This is a genomic window from Mycobacterium sp. SA01, assembly GCF_041287105.1.
Lineage (GTDB): Bacteria > Actinomycetota > Actinomycetes > Mycobacteriales > Mycobacteriaceae > Mycobacterium.
The window spans coordinates 432529-451015 of the sequence record NZ_JBGGNO010000017.1 but is presented as its reverse complement, the minus strand read 5'-3'; the positions used below and the strand labels follow the sequence as shown (position 1 = coordinate 451015).

At 67.5% G+C, this 18487-nt stretch carries 18 protein-coding genes; 8 read left to right on the top strand and 10 right to left on the bottom strand.

What is annotated here, in order from left to right; genetic code table 11:
- The first annotated feature begins 97 nt into the window (after nucleotides 1–97).
- Genes hsaA through hsaB form a run of 3 tightly spaced genes read left to right on the top strand, consistent with a single transcriptional unit; the run spans nucleotide 98 to nucleotide 2795 of the window.
- A complete protein-coding gene (hsaA, locus tag AB4879_RS12370) occupies nucleotides 98–1282 on the top strand; it encodes a 3-hydroxy-9,10-secoandrosta-1,3,5(10)-triene-9,17-dione monooxygenase oxygenase subunit (protein WP_370507805.1) in 1185 nt (394 codons plus the stop codon).
- Nucleotides 1283–1325: 43 nt separating this feature from the next.
- The gene (gene hsaC / locus AB4879_RS12365) at nucleotides 1326–2225 is read left to right on the top strand and encodes an iron-dependent extradiol dioxygenase HsaC (RefSeq protein WP_370507804.1); all 900 of its coding nucleotides are present in this window, start codon (nucleotides 1326–1328) and stop codon (nucleotides 2223–2225) included.
- Nucleotides 2226–2228: 3 nt separating this feature from the next.
- Nucleotides 2229–2795 (top strand): 3-hydroxy-9,10-secoandrosta-1,3,5(10)-triene-9,17-dione monooxygenase reductase subunit, encoded by a 567-nt coding sequence (gene hsaB / locus AB4879_RS12360; protein WP_370507803.1) that lies wholly within the window; start codon nucleotides 2229–2231, stop codon nucleotides 2793–2795.
- Here the strand turns inward: hsaB and AB4879_RS12355 are convergent.
- Together AB4879_RS12355 and AB4879_RS12350 are read right to left on the bottom strand one after the other, a co-directional pair.
- Entirely contained in the window at nucleotides 2792–3556 is a 765-nt protein-coding gene (locus tag AB4879_RS12355) for an alpha/beta fold hydrolase (protein ID WP_102807309.1), read from the bottom strand. The two genes, hsaB and AB4879_RS12355, sit on opposite strands and share 4 nt — an antisense overlap.
- A gap of 27 nt (nucleotides 3557–3583) precedes the next feature.
- Nucleotides 3584–4498 carry a LysR family transcriptional regulator gene (locus AB4879_RS12350; RefSeq protein ID WP_370507802.1) on the bottom strand — a complete coding sequence of 305 codons (915 nt, stop codon included), beginning with the start codon at nucleotides 4496–4498 and terminating at the stop codon, nucleotides 3584–3586.
- A gap of 91 nt (nucleotides 4499–4589) precedes the next feature.
- On the opposite strand from AB4879_RS12350, the gene AB4879_RS12345 reads away from it, so the two are divergent.
- Together AB4879_RS12345 and AB4879_RS12340 are read left to right on the top strand one after the other, a co-directional pair.
- Nucleotides 4590–4952, top strand: coding sequence for a nuclear transport factor 2 family protein (locus tag AB4879_RS12345; RefSeq protein WP_370507801.1), 363 nt, complete (start codon nucleotides 4590–4592; stop codon nucleotides 4950–4952).
- Nucleotides 4953–4954: 2 nt separating this feature from the next.
- The gene (locus tag AB4879_RS12340; RefSeq protein WP_370507800.1) at nucleotides 4955–5818 is read left to right on the top strand and encodes an oxidoreductase; all 864 of its coding nucleotides are present in this window, start codon (nucleotides 4955–4957) and stop codon (nucleotides 5816–5818) included.
- Here AB4879_RS12340 and AB4879_RS12335 read toward each other — a convergent pair.
- Nucleotides 5794–6612, bottom strand: a complete 819-nt coding sequence (locus AB4879_RS12335; protein WP_370507799.1) for a MerR family transcriptional regulator — start codon at nucleotides 6610–6612, stop codon at nucleotides 5794–5796. The two genes, AB4879_RS12340 and AB4879_RS12335, sit on opposite strands and share 25 nt — an antisense overlap.
- Nucleotides 6613–6702: 90 nt before the next feature.
- Between AB4879_RS12335 and AB4879_RS12330 the strand changes: the two genes are divergently transcribed.
- From AB4879_RS12330 to AB4879_RS12320, 3 genes are all read left to right on the top strand, one after another.
- Nucleotides 6703–8241, top strand: a complete 1539-nt coding sequence (locus tag AB4879_RS12330; RefSeq protein ID WP_370507798.1) for a GMC family oxidoreductase — start codon at nucleotides 6703–6705, stop codon at nucleotides 8239–8241.
- 144 nt (nucleotides 8242–8385) lie between these two features.
- Nucleotides 8386–9741: an MFS transporter gene (locus tag AB4879_RS12325; RefSeq protein WP_370507797.1), complete on the top strand. Its 1356-nt coding sequence runs from the start codon at nucleotides 8386–8388 to the stop codon at nucleotides 9739–9741.
- A complete protein-coding gene (locus AB4879_RS12320; RefSeq protein WP_370507796.1) occupies nucleotides 9738–10484 on the top strand; it encodes a 3-hydroxybutyrate dehydrogenase in 747 nt (248 codons plus the stop codon). The genes AB4879_RS12325 and AB4879_RS12320 overlap by 4 nt, the downstream gene beginning before the upstream one ends.
- A 7-nt stretch (nucleotides 10485–10491) precedes the next feature.
- Here AB4879_RS12320 and AB4879_RS12315 read toward each other — a convergent pair whose 3' ends face one another.
- Genes AB4879_RS12315 through fadD3 form a run of 7 tightly spaced genes read right to left on the bottom strand, consistent with a single transcriptional unit; the run spans nucleotide 10492 to nucleotide 18466 of the window.
- A complete protein-coding gene (locus AB4879_RS12315) occupies nucleotides 10492–11775 on the bottom strand; it encodes a DUF222 domain-containing protein (protein ID WP_370507795.1) in 1284 nt (427 codons plus the stop codon).
- A gap of 31 nt (nucleotides 11776–11806) precedes the next feature.
- Nucleotides 11807–12967 carry a pyridoxal phosphate-dependent aminotransferase gene (locus AB4879_RS12310; RefSeq protein ID WP_370507794.1) on the bottom strand — a complete coding sequence of 387 codons (1161 nt, stop codon included), beginning with the start codon at nucleotides 12965–12967 and terminating at the stop codon, nucleotides 11807–11809.
- 5 nt (nucleotides 12968–12972) lie between these two features.
- Entirely contained in the window at nucleotides 12973–13857 is an 885-nt protein-coding gene (locus tag AB4879_RS12305; RefSeq protein ID WP_370507793.1) for a patatin-like phospholipase family protein, read from the bottom strand.
- 10 nt (nucleotides 13858–13867) lie between these two features.
- A complete protein-coding gene (locus AB4879_RS12300) occupies nucleotides 13868–14815 on the bottom strand; it encodes an acyl-CoA dehydrogenase family protein (protein WP_370507792.1) in 948 nt (315 codons plus the stop codon).
- Nucleotides 14812–15777, bottom strand: a complete 966-nt coding sequence (locus tag AB4879_RS12295; RefSeq protein ID WP_370507791.1) for an acyl-CoA dehydrogenase family protein — start codon at nucleotides 15775–15777, stop codon at nucleotides 14812–14814. The genes AB4879_RS12300 and AB4879_RS12295 overlap by 4 nt, the downstream gene beginning before the upstream one ends.
- Nucleotides 15774–16928 (bottom strand): acyl-CoA dehydrogenase family protein, encoded by a 1155-nt coding sequence (locus tag AB4879_RS12290; protein WP_370507790.1) that lies wholly within the window; start codon nucleotides 16926–16928, stop codon nucleotides 15774–15776. Before AB4879_RS12290 ends, AB4879_RS12295 begins: the two co-directional genes overlap by 4 nt.
- Complete coding sequence (gene fadD3, locus AB4879_RS12285; RefSeq protein WP_370507789.1) at nucleotides 16928–18466, bottom strand: 3-((3aS,4S,7aS)-7a-methyl-1,5-dioxo-octahydro-1H-inden-4-yl)propanoate--CoA ligase FadD3; 1539 nt, start codon at nucleotides 18464–18466, stop codon at nucleotides 16928–16930. Before fadD3 ends, AB4879_RS12290 begins: the two co-directional genes overlap by 1 nt.
- Nucleotides 18467–18487: the final 21 nt, after the last annotated feature.

Below are 18487 nucleotides of genomic sequence, written 5' to 3'. Positions count from 1 at the left end.
CTTTCCATATCGCTACCAGCCGCAGGCTCGCCCTGCTCGACACAAATCGTAACGTGTTCTAGTCTTGGGTCCAGAACCACACTCTGGGAGGCATGCAGTGACGTCCATTCAACAGCGTGACGCGAACGCAGTTCTCACCGGCATCGATGAACTGTTGCCCAAGCTTCGCGAGCGCGCGCAGGAGACCGAAGACCTGCGTCGGATCCCCGAGGCCACGATCGCCGAGCTGGACGAGGTCGGCTTCTTCAAGCTGCTGCAGCCCGAGCAGTGGGGCGGCCTGCAGAGTGACCCGACGATGTTCTACGAGGCGGTGCGACGGCTGGCCAGCGCCTGCGGGTCCACCGGCTGGGTGGCTGGCATCCTCGGTGTGCACAACTGGCATCTGGCGCACTTCGATCAGCAGGCTCAGGAAGACGTCTGGAGTGCCGACCCCACGGTCCGGATCTCCTCGTCGTACGCCCCGATGGGCGCCGGCGTGGTGGTCGACGGCGGCTATCTGGTCAACGGCGCATGGCACTGGTCGTCGGGTTGCGATCACGCCACCTGGACGTTCGTCGGCGGCCCGGTGATCAAGGACGGCAGGCCGGTCGACTTCGGCAGCTTCCTGGTCCCGATCAGCGACTACCGCATCGAGGACGACTGGCATGTGGTGGGGCTCAAGGGAACCGGCAGCAACACCCTGGTGATGAAGGACGTGTTCGTGCCCCGCCACCGGTTCACCTCGTTCAAGGCGATGGGTGACCTGGCGTCGCCGGGTCTGCAGACCAATGCCGCGCCGGTGTACAAGATGCCGTGGGGCACCATGCATCCCACGACCATCTCCACCCCGATCGTCGGTATGGCGTACGGCGCCTACGCCGCTCATGTCGAGCATCAGGGCAAGCGCGTGCGCGCCGCCTACGCCGGCGAGAAAGCGAAGGACGACCCGTTCGCCAAGGTCCGCATCGCCGAAGCGGCCAGCGACATCGACGCGGCCTGGACCCAGCTGTCGGGCAACCTCGCCACCGAATACGCGTTGCTGCTCGACGGTCAGGACATCCCGCTGGAGCTGCGCGCCAAGGCCCGCCGCGACCAGGTGCGCGCCACCCAGCGGGCGATCGCGTCCGTCGACCGTCTCTTCGAGAGTGCAGGGGCCACCGCACTGGGCACCGACACTCCGCTGCAACGGTTCTGGCGTGATGCGCACGCCGGCCGGGTGCACGCCGCCAACGATGCCGAGCGCGCCTACGTGATGTTCGGCAACCAGGAATTCGGGCTGCCGCTCGGCGACACGATGGTCTAATCGGTTCGACAAGCTGACGATCGACTTTTCTCGGAGGTGGGGTATGACGCTGAAAGCCCTCGGCTATATGCGGATTGAGGCCACCGACGTGGCGGCCTGGCGAGACTTCGGCACCAAGGTGCTCGGCATGGTGGAAGGCGACGGGGCCATCCCCGGCGCGCTCTACCTCCGCATGGACGAGTTCGCCGCCCGACTGGTCATCGTGCCCGGCGAGCAGGACCGGCTGCTGATATCGGGTTGGGAGGTCGCCGATGCGCCGGCGCTGCAGACTCTGCGCGAGACCCTGGCCAAGGCGGGCGTCGACTTCGTCGAAGGCACCCGCGAGGAGAAATCCGAGCGACGCGTCGAGGGGCTGATCCGGTTCTCCGATCCCGCGGGCAACACCCTTGAGGCGTTCCACGGTGCGCAGTACCTCGGTCGCCGGTTCGTCAGCCCCTATGGCCACAAGTTCGTCACCGCCGAACAGGGTCTCGGCCATGTCGTGCTCACTTGTGACGACGATGCCGCCGCGCAGGCGTTCTATCAGGACGTGCTCGGATTCAAGCTGCGGGATTCGATGAGCCTGCCCCCGGAGATCGCCGGTCGCCCGGCTGACGGGGACCCGGTCTGGCTGCGGTTCTACGGCTGCAACCCGCGCCACCATGCGCTGGCGTTCATGCCGATGCCGAACCCGACCGGCATCGTGCACCTGATGGTCGAGGTGGAGAACTCCGACGACGTCGGCTTGTGCCTGGACCGTGCGTTGCGCCGCAAGGTGAAGATGTCGGCGACGCTCGGCAGGCACACCAACGACAAGATGCTGTCCTTCTACATGAAGACCCCCGGTGGCTTCGACGTCGAATTCGGTTGTGAGGGGCTCGAAGTCGACGATCACGACTGGATCGCCCGAGAGAGCACCGCCGTCAGCCTGTGGGGCCACGACTTCTCCGTCGGGTTCAAGTAGCCGATGGCGTCCCCGGAGATCGACCCTCGCACGTTCCGCCATGTGCTCGGGCAGTTCTGTACCGGCATCACGATCATCACGACCGTGCACGAGGACACTCCGGTCGGCTTCGCCTGCCAGTCATTCGCGGCGCTGTCCCTCGAGCCGCCGCTGGTGCTGTTCTGCCCGACCAAGCTGTCCCGCTCCTGGGCGGCCATCGAGGCCAGCGGGAAATTCTGCGTCAACGTCCTGCACGAGAACCAGAAGGACGTGTCGGCCCGGTTCGGGTCGAGGGAACCGGACAAGTTCGGTGGGATCGACTGGAGCCCAAGCAAGCTCGGCTCACCGGTGATCGACGGCACGCTGGCTCACATCGACTGCACCGTGCATTCGGTGCACGACGGCGGCGACCACTTCGTGGTGTTCGGTGCCGTGCACTCGCTGTCCGAGGTGCCGAAGAAGAAGCCGCGCCCGCTGCTGTTCTACCGCGGCGAGTACACCGGCATCGAGCCGGACAAGAACAGCCCGGCGCAGTGGCGCGACGACCTCGACGCGTTCCTCACCACCACGACGACTGACACCTGGCTCTAACGCTGCTCGTCGATGAAGTCGACGATGGCCGCGGCCACCTCTCGGTGAACCGTCTCGTTCAGGATGTCGTGATGCGCACCCGGGAACTCGTGCAGCCGTAACGGTTCGATCTGCTCGGCGTAGGCGCGCAGCGCGCTCACCGGGGCGATCGGATCGAGCTCGCCGTGGATGGCCAGCGTCGGGACGGCCAGCTTCGGCAGTTCGGCGCCGAAGTGGTCCCAGGCCCGGTCGAGTTCGCGTGCCAGGGCGCCGCCGTCGGCGTCGACGAAGGCCAACGGGTCGTTCTCCAGCGAGTCCAGGTAGAACGGGTCGCCGGACAGCCAGCTCGGGTCGAGCTCGACGGCGTCGCCGCCGAGCAGTTCGGGGACCGGAACCAGGGGAGACCCCGAAATCACCGCTGCCGCATACTGTTTCGGATCCTTCAGGAGGCGGAACAGGGTGACCACCGAGCCGAACGAATGGCCCTGGGCGATCAGCGGAATCCCGGGAGTCTGCTGCCGGGCCAGTTCGGTCAGCGAATCGGCCAGTGCCGAGCTGTCCTCGATCGACCCGAAGTCGCCGCGCTCGCCGGGCGAGAGCCCATGGCCGAATTGGTCGACGGCCCACAAGTCGATGCCGGCCGCGTTCAGCGCGAAACCCAGGCGGTGGTAGACGCCGGTGTGCTCGCCGAACCCGTGCAGGAAGATGACCGCCGCGTGCGGCTGGTCGGCGGCCCAGTGCCGGTAGTAGGCGCGGCCGCGGTCATGGTCGATGAAGGGCATGGCATGAGCCCACCAGCTCCGGCGTTGTCACGCAACACTTCCGCTCAGTGCGCCCGCCATCTCGCGCATGCGAACCGTGATCGCCTCGACCAGCGCCCCGACCTCGGGCCGTCGCAAGGTTTCCTCCCGCGCCACCAGCCAGTAGCTCAGATCGACGGCGACCTCGTCGGGCAGTACCCGAACCAGGTCGTCGTGGCGGTCGGCCATGAAGCAGGGCAGCAGTCCAAGGCCGGCGGCCGCCCGGGTCGCCTCGACGTGGACGAAGACGTTGGTCGAGGTCACCGATTCCTGCATCGCCGGAACGAAACTCGACGCCAGGTCCAGATCGTCGACCTGCAGCATGGAATCGATGAAGTACACCAGTCGGTGGCGCGCCAGCTCGGCGACGGTGGCGGGGGAGTCGTGCCGGGACAGATAGTCATGTGATCCGTAGAGCCCGAGCCGGTAGTCGCCGAGTCGGGTCGCGACGGCGCGGCGCACCCGCGGCTCGCCGACCACCACCTCGATGTCGAGGCCCGACCGCTGTTGCGACGCGCGCCGTGTCGCGGTGACGATCTCGACGGTGACGCGGGGGTGCCGGCGTTGCATCTGGGCCGCGGCCGGGGCGGCGATGTAGGCGCTGAACCCATCGGTCGCCGACAGCCGGACGACTCCTTCCAGTGAGCGGGATCCGTCGGCGTCCGTGGCCAGCGCGCGTACCGCAGACTCGATGGTTTCGGCGGCCGCCAGTGCGTCGCGACCGAGGTCGGTCAGCTCCCATCCGCCGGCAGCGCGCGCCAGTACCCGGCCGCCCAGGGTCTGCTCCAGGGCAGCGATCCGCCGCGAGATCGTGGTGTGGTTGAGGCCGAGTTCGTCGGCGGCCGTCACGAACCGGCCGGAGCGCCCGACGGCCAAGAGCACGAGCAGATCGTCGGCGCTCGGACGGGCGGGCGGCACAGACATAGCTGCATGGTCGCAGATCACCGCGGCCGATTCCGCGGTCCGGATGAAGCGGGGTTGACCCTCCCCCTGGGGGAAGCCGCAGGGTGACGCTATGACAACGCATAACACCGAAACCACCACGGCCTGGGATGCGCTTCCCGCCGTGGTCAGGACGTACCTCACCGCGCACCGGACCCGCGACGTGGCCGCCGCGACCGCCACCTTCACCGCCGACGCCGCGGTCACCGACGAGGGCCACACCGTGCACGGCCGCGCGGCGATCGAAACCTGGCTGGCCAGTGCGGGCAACGAGTACACCTTCACCACCGAGTTCACCGGAGCCACCGCGACCGATGCCGAGCACGTCGACGTGCTCCAGCGCCTGGAAGGCGACTTTCCCGGCGGGGTAGCCGATCTGCACTATCGGTTCACCCTGGACGGCAACCTCATCAGCCGACTGGTCATCGAGCCCTGACGATGAAGAACTGGTTCATCACCGGCGGCACCCCCGGTGGATTCGGAATGGCGTACGCCGACGCGGCATTGGAGATCGGCGACCGGGTGGTGCTCACCGCACGCCGGCCCGCGGAACTCGATGACTGGGCCCGGGCCCACGGCGACCGAGTGTTGGTCCTGCCTCTCGACGTCACCGATGCCGCCCAGGTGCAGGCCACCGTCCGCGCGGCCGAGGAACACACCGGTGGAATAGATGTTCTGGTCAACAACGCCGGACGCGGCTGGTACGGGTCGATCGAAGGCATGGCGGACGACGACGTCCGCGCGATGTTCGAGCTGAACTTCTTCGCGCTGCTCTCCGTCATCCGGGCGGTGCTCCCCGGTATGCGCGCCCGCCGTAGCGGGTGGATCGTCAACATGTCCTCGGTGGCTGGGCGCAGCGGCGTCACCGGCTTCGGCTACTACAGTGCGACGAAGTTCGCTGTCGAGGCGGTCACTGAGGTACTCGCCGAAGAGGTTGCGCCGCTGGGCATTCAGGTGATGGCCGTCGAGCCGGGCGCCTTCCGCACCCACGCCTATGCCGGCTTCGACGACGAACCGATCACCGAATCCATTGTCGACTACCGGCCGATGCTCGAGCAGGTCCGCTCGGTGATGGTGGAGCAGAACGGCACTCAGCCGGGAGACCCGCAGCGTGGGGTGCGCGCGGTGATCGCTGCGATGGCCCAGGATTCACCGCCCCGGCGGCTGATCCTCGGCAGCGGCGGGGTCGACGCCGTCGTTGCCACGCTCGAGAACTCGCTCGCCGAGGTCCGCGCCCATGAGTCGCTGTCCCGTGGCGCCGACTTTCCACCGGCCGACTATCCCGGTGCGGGGGCGAGTTGAAACACCGGCCAGCCGATCTCTGTCCGCCACATGGTCGAGTCGTCGGTGTCACGGGGTCCGACCACATAGGTCTCGTGAATCGGACCGTCGACGGCAAGGGCATGCGTGACGACCCAGGCGCCGAGACGGCCGTAGGTCACATCGATGTCGTCGTGCGGTCCGGAATGGACCGCGACGGCGAGGTCCGCCGCCGGAAGCTCGACGACCTCGATCCGGCCGGATGGTCGTGGGGTACGGACTGGCCGGAATACCATCATCACCCCGGCGCCGTGCGCGAACAGTGCGTTCGCGTACTGCCCGCCGGGCGGCCCGGTGCGTTCCGGCGGGGGAAAGGCCGCATCGAGTTCGGTCATCGCATCGTCATACCAGCGCACCGAATCACCGAGGCGTGCTTGCTCGGTGATCGCGGCGACGGTTCGGGCGGGCACCGACCGAAGCTCGACATGAACGTCGGCGGGATCCGGACGCAGCAGCCGACGCAGCGATACGACAGCCGCCTGGGTGCGGGTCAACTCGGCCTCCAGTCGCCGCAGGTGACCCGCAATGACCTCAGCCCGTTCCTGCGGATCGTCGGTGGCCAGGATCGACCGGACCTCGGCGAGCGGCAGATCGAGCCGGCGGAGCTGATGGATCACCTGAGCGGTGGGGATCTGTTCGGGCGCGTAGTACCGGTAACCCGAGACCGCGTCGACCGATGCGGGCTCGAGCAGTCCGGCTTCGTGGTAGCGCCGCAGCGTCCGCACGCTCAGGTGCGTCACCGTGGCGAACTCGCCGATGGTCAGTTCGGACCGCACACACCCTCCTCCCTCATCGACCGCAACCTGTAGCGCCGCTCTCGCGCGCTGGTCCGGCCACACCGTCAACCACAGCCTAAGGAAGTTCCGTTGCACTCCGTTTTGACCAACTACGACGCCTTGATCAACCACGACTACGTCATCGTCGGCGCCGGATCGGCAGGGTCGGTGATCGCCGCCCGGCTCTCGGAGGACCCGGCAGTCCGGGTGTTGCTGCTCGAGTCCGGGCCGGCCGACACCAAACCCGAGATCGCCGCGCCGCCCGCATGGCCGACGTTGTGGGGCAGTGAGATCGACTACTCCTACACCACCGTTCCGCAGGCGGGCACCGTCGGCTCGGCCCACAACTGGCCGCGTGGCCACACGCTGGGGGGCAGTAGCAGCATCAACGCGATGGTGTACCTGCGGGGGCACCCGAGCGACTTCGACAGCTGGGCAGAAGCCGGTTGCACCGGATGGGATTACACGTCCGTCCTGCCCTACTTCCGCCGGATGGAGACGGTACCGGGCGGGGACCCACGCTACCGCGGCACCGACGGCCCGGTGCTCCCCGCTCCTGCCGCGACCAAAGTGGCCAATCCGCTGTCGAAGGTGTTCCTCGATGCCGCGATCGCCGCCGGGTTCCCGCTGACCGAGGACTTCAACGGGGCCGACGCGGAGGGGGCCGGCTGGCACGATCTGTCGATCTCCGGTGGCGCCAGGCAGAGCGTCGCGGCCGCCTATCTGCACCCCGCGCGGGACAGGCCCAACCTGACCGTCATGACGGACTCTCGCGCACACCGACTGCGATTCGTCGGAAACCGTTGCGTCGGTGTCGATTTCGTACAGGGCGGTCGAGAACTGACCGGGTACGCCGAGGCTGAGGTGGTCATCAGTGCCGGTGCCGTGGACTCGCCGCGCCTGCTGCTGCTGTCGGGTATCGGCCCCGCCGCGGAATTGCACGCGGCCGGGGTCGGGGTCATCCATGACCTGCCGGGCGTCGGTCGCAACCTGCACGACCATCCGCTGTGTGGCGTGGTTTACGAGGCTGCGCAGGCGATTCCGGCGGGTCAGACCAACCACGCCGAGACGTCGCTGCTGTGGCGCAGCTCAGCGGCGCTTGCGGGCCCGGACATGCAGCTCATGTTCATCCACGTACCGTTTCATCCGCCGCATCTGGACGCGCCGGCGAACAGCTTCACGCTCGGGGTCGCGACGGTGCCGGAAGCGCGTGGTTCGATCCGTCTGGCGGGACCCGACCCGGTGACACCGCCACTGATCGATCCCAACTACCTGGGGACGGAATCCGACGTGCGGCGAATGGTCCACGGGGTCGAGGTGGCGCGCGAGATCGCGGCGACAGAGCCGTTCGCGCCGTGGCGAGCACGTGAGGTGCTGCCGGGGCCCGATGTCACCGATGAGGCGGCGCTCCGGGCTTTCGTCGCTCGCGGCACCGGCACCTACTACCACCCGGTCGGCACCTGCGCGATGGGAATCGGAGCCGACGCGGTGGTCGGACCGGACCTGCGAGTGCATGGTCTGACCGGTGTACGGGTGGCCGACGCATCGATCATGCCGCGGCTCGTGCCGGTGAACACCAACGCCGCCGCGATGATGATCGGCGAGAAGGCCGCCGATCTGCTGAGGTGACGAGCGGCCGCGAGCCCGGATTTATCTGCATAATCGCAGACCGCTCCTGCGCATTTCGACATTGCGCCCTCTGCGGCGTGCGCTAATACTCATCGACGTGTGGCTGCCGTCACATGGGGGCATGGAGTTACCGAGGAGGGACAGATGAGCGTGACCACTGTGACGAGCGGCCTTCGCAAGGTGGTCGCTGCCTCGATGGCGGGCACCGTCGTCGAGTGGTACGAGTTCTTCCTCTACGGCACCGCGGCCACGCTGGTCTTCAACAAGATCTTCTTCGCCAAAGGGACCAGCGACCTCGACGCGATCCTCGCGGCGTTCATCACCTATGCCGTCGGCTTCGCCGCACGACCGCTCGGTGGAATCGTGTTCGGCCATTTCGGCGACAAATACGGCCGGAAGAAACTCCTGCAGTTCAGCCTGGTGCTCGTCGGCGCATCGACATTCTTGATGGGCTGCCTGCCGACCTTCGGGCAGATCGGATACTGGGCGCCCGCGCTTCTGGTGGTGCTGCGCTTCCTTCAGGGCTTCGCCGTGGGCGGGGAGTGGGGCGGCGCGGTGCTGCTGGTCGCCGAACACAGTCCCAGCCGGGAGCGCGGATTCTGGGCCAGCTGGCCGCAAGCCGGCGTCCCGGTGGGCAATATCCTCGCCACGGTGGTGCTGCTGACGTTGACGACCACGCTGTCCGAAACCGCGTTCCTGTCCTGGGGCTGGCGGGTCGGCTTCTGGCTGTCGGCGGTGGTGGTGCTGATCGGCTACTACATCCGGACCAAGGTCACCGACGCCCCGATCTTCGTGGCGGCCCAGCGGGAGGCGGAGCAGATCAAGGCGAGTTCGTACGGTGTCGTCGAGGTCGTCAAGCGTTATCCGCGTGGGGTTTTCACCGCAATGGGGCTGCGCGTCGCGGAGAACATCATGTACTACCTGGTAGTCACCTTCTCGATCACTTATCTCAAGGTGCAGGTGCACGCCGACACGAGCGATATCTTGTGGTGGCTGTTGGCCGCGCACGCAGTACATTTCGTGGTGATCCCGTACGCCGGCCGGCTGTCGGACCGCTTCGGGCGCAAACCGGTGTATCTCCTCGGAGCGCTGGGCGCCGGCGCGTGGGGCTTCTTCGCCTTCCCGATGATGAACAGCGGGCACTACCTGTTGATCATGGGCTCGATCATTCTCGGTCTGGTCATCCATGCGCTGATGTACGCACCACAGCCGGCGCTGATGGCCGAGATGTTCCCGACCCGGATGCGGTATTCCGGTGTGTCCCTGGGCTATCAGGTCACCGCGATCTTCGCGGGATCGCTGGCGCCGATCATCGCGGTGAAGCTGTTGGAGATCTACAAGTCGGCGGTGCCGATCGCGATCTATCTGGCGGGCGCCGCGGTGATAACCCTGATCGCGCTGGCGTTCGCCCGGGAGACCAAGGGCATCGACCTTGCCGATATCGACACCGCCGACGCCCAGCGCGACAGCAGGGCAGTCTCCGCGACGGCGCCGGCATGACTGCACTGAAGGGGCGCTCGGCTCTGGTCACCGGGGCGGCCAGTGGGATCGGCGCGGCGTGCGCGCGCGAGCTGGCCGCTCGCGGGGCGCGAGTCACAGTTGCCGACATCGACGGTGCCGGGGCAGCCGAATTGGCCACCGAAGTCGGCGGAAAAGCTTGGGAGGTGGATCTTCTCGACGTCACAGCATTGGAAGAGTTGCACCTGGACTTCGACATCCTGGTCAACAATGCGGGCATGCAGGTCATCGATCCGATCGTCGACTATCCGCCGGACAAGTTCCGGATGCTGATCGCACTGATGGTTGAGGCGCCGTTCCTGTTGGTGCGTGCCGTGTTGCCGGTCATGTACGAGCGCGGGTTCGGCCGGATCATCAACATCTCGTCCATCCACGGGTTGCGTGCCTCGGAGTTCAAGGTCGCCTACGTGACGGCCAAACATGCGCTGGAGGGGCTGTCCAAGGTGACCGCACTCGAGGGCGGCCCGCACGGCGTGACCAGCAACTGCGTCAACCCCGGGTATGTGCGAACTCCGTTGGTGACCAAGCAGATCGCCGACCAGGCCCGCACCCACGGCATCGACGAGCAGGAAGTGCTGGAGACGATCCTGCTCAGCGAGAGCGCGATCAAAAGGCTGGTCGAACCCGAGGAGGTCGCCGATCTGGTCGGCTGGCTGGCGTCGCCCGCCGCGGCGATGGTGACCGGCGCTTCCTACACGATGGACGGCGGCTGGAGCGCCCGCTGACAGGACGTCAGGCAGCGTCGAAGGTCACCAGGTCGACGCTGAGCTGACTCTCGATGATGCTGAGCCGTTTTCGGATCGGCGGCCCGGGCAACGGTGGGGCGATGGACCGATACGTGGCTCCGGTCGGAGTGGTGAAGTCGGCCTGATGCATGCCGTCGCGCTCGGCAGTACGTACCCGCCAGCCGCGAGCCTCTTTGGCGTAATTGCACGCCTCGCACTCCCCGAGGCCGTTGAGCGCGCTCGTACTGCCGGATTCCCGGTGCGGTAGCGCATGATCCCGATGGCGAATAGGGGCGTCGCAGTACGGCGTTCGGCACGTTTGGTCCCGCAGTCCGATGAACGCGGCCAACCCTCTCGGAAAGATTCGTGAACGCGATTCCATCGCAACCAGCTGTCCGCTGTCGGGATGCCGATAAAGCCTTCGCAACGTGGTTCTGGCGTTGTCATCGAGAGCGGCGTCGCCGACCATCTTGCATGCGAATCCGGCGGGCACCGGACCGTAGCCGTCCAACCATGCCGACTCATTGTCATCCCCAGCCAAGGTGGTATCGGCCATCACCAGGTTGAGCGACACGGGTACGGGCTGTTCTGCGGGTCTGCCGGTGACGCGCTCCACCACGGTATCGGCCATGACCTGACCGCGGGAGCGTCCGTCGAAGGTGATGTCTGCCTGTCGTCTGACTGTGGCGTACACGGCGACCCCCTGCGCGACGGGCAACAACACCGTTACGTAGGCCATAGTGTCCGGCGCGGGACGGATCCACACGCACCGATCGGCTGCCGCTTTGGCGCTGCGTTCGACAACGGCTTGCGCGTCCAGTCGCACGGCGATCTTCTTTGCCTCAGCGGCAACCCGCTTGTCACCCCAGCCTTCGAGTGCCGAAGTATCGCTACATAGTTCGGCGTCCAGTTGCCGGCGATGCTCGATCGAAAGACATGCTGACTCGCGCACGATCGTTGTCGCGCGCCACTCGTTGAGTGCGCCACATCCCAGCGCGGCAAGGGTGTGCGGCATTTCGCGTACAAGCGCGGTCGCCAACCCGAGGTGTTGGCCACCCCGCGTCGGGGCGACGCGGCGAGCAAGAGCCACCTCGTTGGCCAGTCCACGGCCGCGTTTCGGCTTCGGAACACCCGCTTCCGCTTCCGCCACATGCCGCTTGGTCGCCCACGCTTCGGTTGCGCGGGCCTGGGCGGCAGCTGCAGCGGCCTTCAGCTGTTCGAGCTGTGCGACGATCCCACGCAGCGTTGCTTCGTCGGCGTCAGCGTCGAACTCGAACAAACTTTCGAACATGTGGTCGACGGTACCCCGACCCACCGACAAGTCAGCGAAGCCAGGGTCCCAACCGGCGCAGCGCCTCCTCGATGTCGCTCGACGGCCCGGCGAACGACAACCGTACGAACGACCCGCCGCGCACGGTGTCGAAGTCGACCCCCGGGGCGATCGCCAATCCGGTGTCGGCCAACAGCTTTTCGCAGAACGCCAACGAATCCGAGGTGTAGTCCGAGACGTCGGCGTAGACGTAGAACGCCCCGTCGGTGGGGGCCAGCCGGGTCACACCGATATCACGCAAACCGGTCAGCAGCCGCTCCCGGTTGGCGGCGTAGTGGTGCAGATGGCCCTCCGCTTCGGCGATGGCCTCCGGCGTGAACGCCGCCACCGCGGCGTACTGCGGGAGCACCGGCGGGCAGATCGTGAAGTTCCCGGTGAGGCAATCCACCGCGCGGCGCAGCTCCTGCGGTACCAGCAGCCAGCCCAGCCGCCAGCCCGTCATCGCGAAGTACTTTGAAAAGCTGTTCGCCACAACCGCATTACGCGACGTCTGCCAGGCGCACGACGTCTCCGGTGCACCGGGGTAGAGCAGCCCGTGGTACACCTCGTCGCTGATCAGCCTGGCCCCGGTCTGGTCGCACCAGGTGGCGATCGCCGCGAGTTCCTCAGGCGGGATGACCGTGCCGGTGGGGTTGGCCGGGCTGGCCACGATCACACCCTGCACCGGTGGATCCAGCTCGGCCAGCATCTGCACCGTCGGCTGGAACCGCGTCTCCGGCCCGCACGGGATCTCCACCACCTCGCATCCCAGAGCGGACAGGATGTTGCGGTAGCAAGGGTAGCCCGGGCTGGCGATGGCCACGCGGTCGCCGGCGTCGAAGCAAGCCAGGAATGCCAGCAGGAATCCGCCGGAGGAACCGGTGGTGACCACCACGTCGTCGGCGCTGACGTCCACGCCGTAGCGGTCGGCGTAGGACCCGGCGATCGCCTGCCGTAGCTCCGGGATGCCCAGGGCGACGGTGTAGCCCAGCTGGTTGGCCTCCAGGGCGGCCGCCGCTGCCGCGCGCACCGGTTCCGGAGCGCCGACGCTGGGTTGGCCGGCCGACAGGTTCACCAGATCACCGTGGGTGCGTTGACGTTCGGCGGCGGCCAGCCACACGTCCATGACGTAGAACGGGGGGATGCCGGCCCGCGACGCCACGTGATCGTTCACCGGACTCACGCTAGAGGACCTTTCTCCGGCGGGCGCTGACGGTACAGCCCGGGTCCGTCGACGTGAAGCTCGTCGAGGAACTGTCGCGCCGAGAGGTAGGCGTCCTCGATCAGCTCGGCTGTGTGGGTGAAGTCCAGCGGCGAGACCAGCCGCGGCGCGGGTCCGGGCAGGTAGACCACCGGGATGTTCTCGGCCACCAGCGTCGCCTCGGATACCGACTGCGAATGCATGGTCACCAGTGCGGTGTAGAGCAGGATGTCGGCGATGGTGTCGGTGGAGCGCGGCAGCTGACCGGGGAAAAAGCAGTCCAGCACCACAAGCGAGCGGGCGCCCATCGCGACGGCCTGGCGCATCGGGACGTTGGCCACCACGCCGCCGTCGTAGAGCCGCAGGCCGTCGTGCTCGACGGGCGGATAGATGCCGGGTATGGCGGAGCTGGCCAGCAGCGCGGGCAGCAGCGGGCCCTGCCGAAGCACATGGGGCTGCGCGGTCGCGACATCGACGGCGACGGCCGCGAACGGCAGGACGAGATCGGCGAAATCCGTGGTAGGGCCGAGGAAGTCGGCGATGACGGCTGCCAGCCCGGTGTTGGGGAACAGGTGGGTCTTGACCCGTTGCAACAGCAACGCCTGGGCGATCAGGCCGCCGGGAAACACTTCCTCCCGTGTCATCCGCGCCCACGCGTGGGACAACCGGTTGGCGGCCCCGACCGGGTCGGACGCCAGCACCGCCCCGTTGATCGATCCGACGGAGGTGCCGGCCACCAGGTCGGGACCCAGGTCTCGCTCGCTCAGCGCCTGCAGCATGCCGACCTGGACTGCACCCAGGCTGCCGCCCCCGCCGAGGACGTAGCCGATCGGATGGGGCAGGTTGACCGCGGTGGACTTCACTGAAGTCAGGCTAGAACACCTGTGATTCGAGCTGGCGCAGTTGGTCCGACAGCGGACCGAGCAGCTGGGCGCTGCCGTGCGCGCGCTTGAAGTACAGCTGGATGTCGTGTTCCCAGGTGATGGCGATTCCGCCGTGTAGCTGGATCGCTTCACCGGCGACCTTGGTGAACGCCTCGGTGGCCGCCAGGCGGGCCAGCGCTGCCGATGTCGGCGACGGTGCGGCAATGGCATCCTCGACGACGGCGCGGGCGGACTGCACCGCGACGTACAGATCGGCCATCCGGTGTTTGAGCGCCTGGAAGCTGCCGATGGGGCGGCCGAACTGCACGCGTTCCTTGGTGTAGGCGACGGTGAGTTCCAGGCAGCGGGTGGCCGCACCGATCTGCTCGGCGGCCAGCAGGATCGACGCGGTGTCGGCCAGGCCGGGATCGGTGCCGATGACGTCGGTTGATCCCGCGGACACGCGCGCCAGCCGGCGGGTCGGGTCCATGGTCTGGACTGTTTCGGCGCTGACGTCACTCCACCGGGTCAGTGAACCGCTTTCGATACCGACCACCACATCGGCGATGTCGCCGTTCACCACGTATCCGGGGTCGAACACCACGGCGCCGACGGTCTCACCCGCAGCGAGCTGCTCGAGTGTGTCGGTGTCGGGTTCGTCCGCGGCGAGCAGGGCCAGCTCGGCCAGTGTCGTTCCCAACAGTGGCGTCGGGACCAAGCCGCGACCCAGCTCCTCGAGAACTGCTGCGGCATCGGCCAATTCCCCGCCGGCACCGCCGAGTTCCTCGGGCACCACCAGTGCGGCGACGCCGACCTGCTCGCACAGCTTGGACCACAACGATGCGTCGTAACCGAGATCGGACTCCATCGCGTCGCGCACCGCCGCGGGCGAGGCGTGCTTGTCGATCAGCGCTGCGACGGTCTCGCGCAGCATCTGCCGTTCTTCGGTGGATGTCATGTCAGCGCCTCCAGCACTCGACGACGATGGCTGGTCGGATCGCCCCACGCCGAATGCAGCGCCTGCACCCGTAGCAGCCACAGTGACAGGTCGTGTTCGGAGGTGAATCCGATTGCGCCGTGGGTCTGTAGCGAGGACCGTGCCGCCAGCAGCGCGGCGTCCGAGGCGGCCGCCTTGGCTGCGCTGACGTCGCGTGCGGTGTCAGGGGACCCGTCGGCCAGCGACAGTGCCGCGCCGTAGACCAGGGGGCGGGCCAGCTCCACCGCGATGTGCACGTCGGCGAGCTTGTGCTTGATCGCCTGGTAACTGCCGATGATGCGGCCGAATTGGCTGCGCTGCTTGGCGTATTCGACCGACATGTCCAGCATCGCCTGCGCGGCGCCGACCAGTTGCGCTGCGGTCGCCAACGCCCCGTATTCAAAGGCCAGGGCCACGTCGGCGGCGCGGGTGTCTGCGGCGGTGACGTCGAACAGGGTGCGACTGGGGTCGACGGAGGAGTGCCCGTCTCCGACGGTGGCGTCACCGACCCGACCCTCCTGCGCCAGCAAGGTCAGTCCGGCGAAGTCGGCGTTGACCGCGCGGGGCACCGACGGCGGCAATGCCACCGTGGCGATCAGCTCGCCGGACGCCAGAGCAGCCGAACGGTCGGCCCAATCGTCCTGATCGGCCAGCAGAATCGGCGCCACCGCAATGGATTCCGTGACCGGACCGGGAACGTTCCATCGGCCGAGTCGCTCCAGGGCGACCACCAGGTCGACGGGATGCGCTTCGATGCCGTCGTACTTCTCGGCAACGGCGAGGGCGGTCACACCGAGGTCGGTCAGCGCCGACCACACCTTGCGTGCGGGTGCGGTGTCGCCCTGTGCCCACGCCCGGACGGAGCCGGGGACATCGGCGGCGCCCAGTGCGGCGTCGATACTGGCGGCGAAGTCCCGCTGCTGTTCGTCGAGTGCGAATTTCATTTCTTCGCTCCTGCGCTCGCTGAGCTTTCTCGGGGCAGCCCGAGCAGACGCTCGGCGATGATGTTGCGCTGAATCTCGTTGGTGCCGGCGTAAATCGGACCACCCAACGCGAACAGCAGGCCCTCGGTCCAGGAGTCGGTCAGCTCGGCGTCGGCGCCGCGCAATTCCAACGCCGTCTGGTGCAGTGCGACGTCGAGATCCGACCAAAACACCTTGGTCACCGACGACTCGGCGCCCAGTTCGCCGCCTTCGGCGACCCGGGTCACGGTGCCGAATGTGTGCAACCGGTAGGCCTGCGCCTTGATCCAGGCATCGGCTACCCGGTCGGCGAACGCGGGGTCACCGCCACGGTCGTGCCACTCCGACACCAGACGCTCAGCCGGTGCGAGGAACCGCGCCGGGCTGCGCAGTGACATACCGCGTTCGTTGCTCGACGTGCTCATGGCGGCGCGCCAACCGTCGTGCACGGCGCCGATGACGTCGGCGTCTGGGACGAAGACGTTGTCCAGGAACACTTCTCCGAAGCCGGTGTCGCCACCGAGCTGCGCGATTGGGCGCACCGTCACACCTTCGGCCCTGAGGTCGAACATGAAGTAGGTCAGCCCGCGATGACGCTCGGCGCTCGGGTCGGACCGGAACAGCCCGAAGGCACGGTCACCGAACGGCGCGCGGCTGCTCCAGATTTTCTGGCCGTTGAGCAGCCAGCCCCCGTCGGTCTGGGTGGCCGTGGACCGCAGCGACGCCAGGTCGCTCCCGGACTCCGGCTCCGACCAGGCCTGCGCCCAGATCTCCTCGCCGCTGGCCATTTTCGGCAAGACACGGTCCAGTTGTTCTTCGGTGCCGTGCGCGAACAGGGTCGGCCCCAGCATGGAGGTGCCGTTGGCGCTGGCGCGTCCCGGCGCGCCTGCGCGGAAGTACTCCTCCTCATAGGCCACCCATTGGAGCAGCGAGGCGTCGCGGCCGCCGTATTTCTCCGGCCAGGTCACGACCGACAGGCCTGCGTCGAACAGGATGCGATCCCAGCGCCGGTGCTGTTCGAACCCTTCGGCGTTGTCGTAGGACTTCGTCGGGAACGAGTCTTTGTTGGCCGCCAGGAAGTCCCGCACCTCGGTGCGGAACTCTTCGGTCGCGTCGTCGTAGTGCAGGTCCATCAAACCATCTCTCGCAGTGTGGGTTTGACCACTTTGCCGCCGGGGTTTCGTGGCAGTGCCGCCACGAATACCACCGAGCGCGGGGTCTTGAAATTGGCCAGGTGCTTGCGGGTGTAGTCGATCACGGCCTGCTCGTCGAGGTCGCTGTCCGGCCGGCGCACGATGAACGCCCGCCCGACCTCACCGAGGCGTTCGTCGGGCACACCGATCACGGCGGCGTCGGCGACTCCCTCGAGCCGGGCCAGTACCTGCTCGATCTCGGCGGGGTAGACGTTGAAACCGCCACAGATGTACATGTCCTTGAGCCGGTCGGTGATGCGCAGGTTCCCCGCCTCGTCGACGGTGCCGACATCGCCGGTGTGCAGCCAGCCGTCGCTGTCGATTGCGGCCGCCGTCGCCGCAGGATCATCGAGATAGCCGAGCATCACATTGGGTCCGCGCAGCAGCACCTCACCGGCACCGGTGTCGTCTGGGGAATCGATGCGCAACTCGAAATCGGCGATCGGCCGTCCGCAGGTGGTGGCGACGGTGACCGCGTCGTCGTCGGCGCGGCACATGGTGCCGAATCCGTTGGCCTCGGTCAGCCCGTACGCGGTCAGCACGATGTCGAAGTCCAGCTCGGCCTGCATCCGTTCGATCAGCACGACGGGCACCGTCGCCGCGCCGGTCACCGCGAACCGCAGCGAGCTCAGGTCGTATTGCGTGCGATTCGGGTGATCCAGCAGCGTCTGGAAGATGGTCGGCGGCCCGGGCACCACGGTGATGCGCTTCTCGGCGATCACCCGCATGGCCTGCTCGGGGTCGAACGTCAACTGGGGGATCAGCGTCGCGCCGGTCTGCAGGCAGGCCAGGATGCCGGCCTTGTAGCCGAAGTTGTGGAAGAACGGGTTGATGCACAGGTAGCGGTCGGCGCTGGTGAGCTGGCCGCACTCGGCCCATGCCGCGGGGGCGGCCAGTGACTGCCGGTGCGCGCAGAGCACACCTTTGCTGCGGCCGGTGGTGCCCGAAGTGAACAGCACGTCGGACGGGTCGTCGGGGCGTACCGCCGCCGCCCGGGCGTCGACCTCCGAGAGCGGCACCTGCGGGCCGGCGAGGAACTCGTCCCAGGTGCCGTCGGTCTGGTCGATCGGGATGCGCACGATGTGCCGGAGGTCCGGCAGCGCGGCGCGATCGAGATCGCCAACCCGGTCGGCGCCCAGGAACCGGCCCATGCCGAACAGCAGCGGTGCGTGGGTCCGGGCCAGGATGTCGGATGCCTCGTCAGCGGTGTACCGCGTGTTCAGCGGCACCATCACCGCACCGGCGTACTGCGTGGCGAGGCAGGCGATCACCCAATGCCAGGTATTCGGTGACCAGATCGCGATCTTGTCGCCGGGCTGTACGCCCAGCCCGATGATCGCGGCGGCCGTCCGGCGGACCTCGTCGCGCAGCTCGGCGAAAGTGAACGTGCGGTCGTCGGTGACCAGTGCGTCGTGGTCGGCGAAATCGAGAGCCATCCGGTCCAGCACCGCGGGTGTGGTGCGCGGGGCGCTCGTCATCGAGACTCCTCAAGGCTTGAT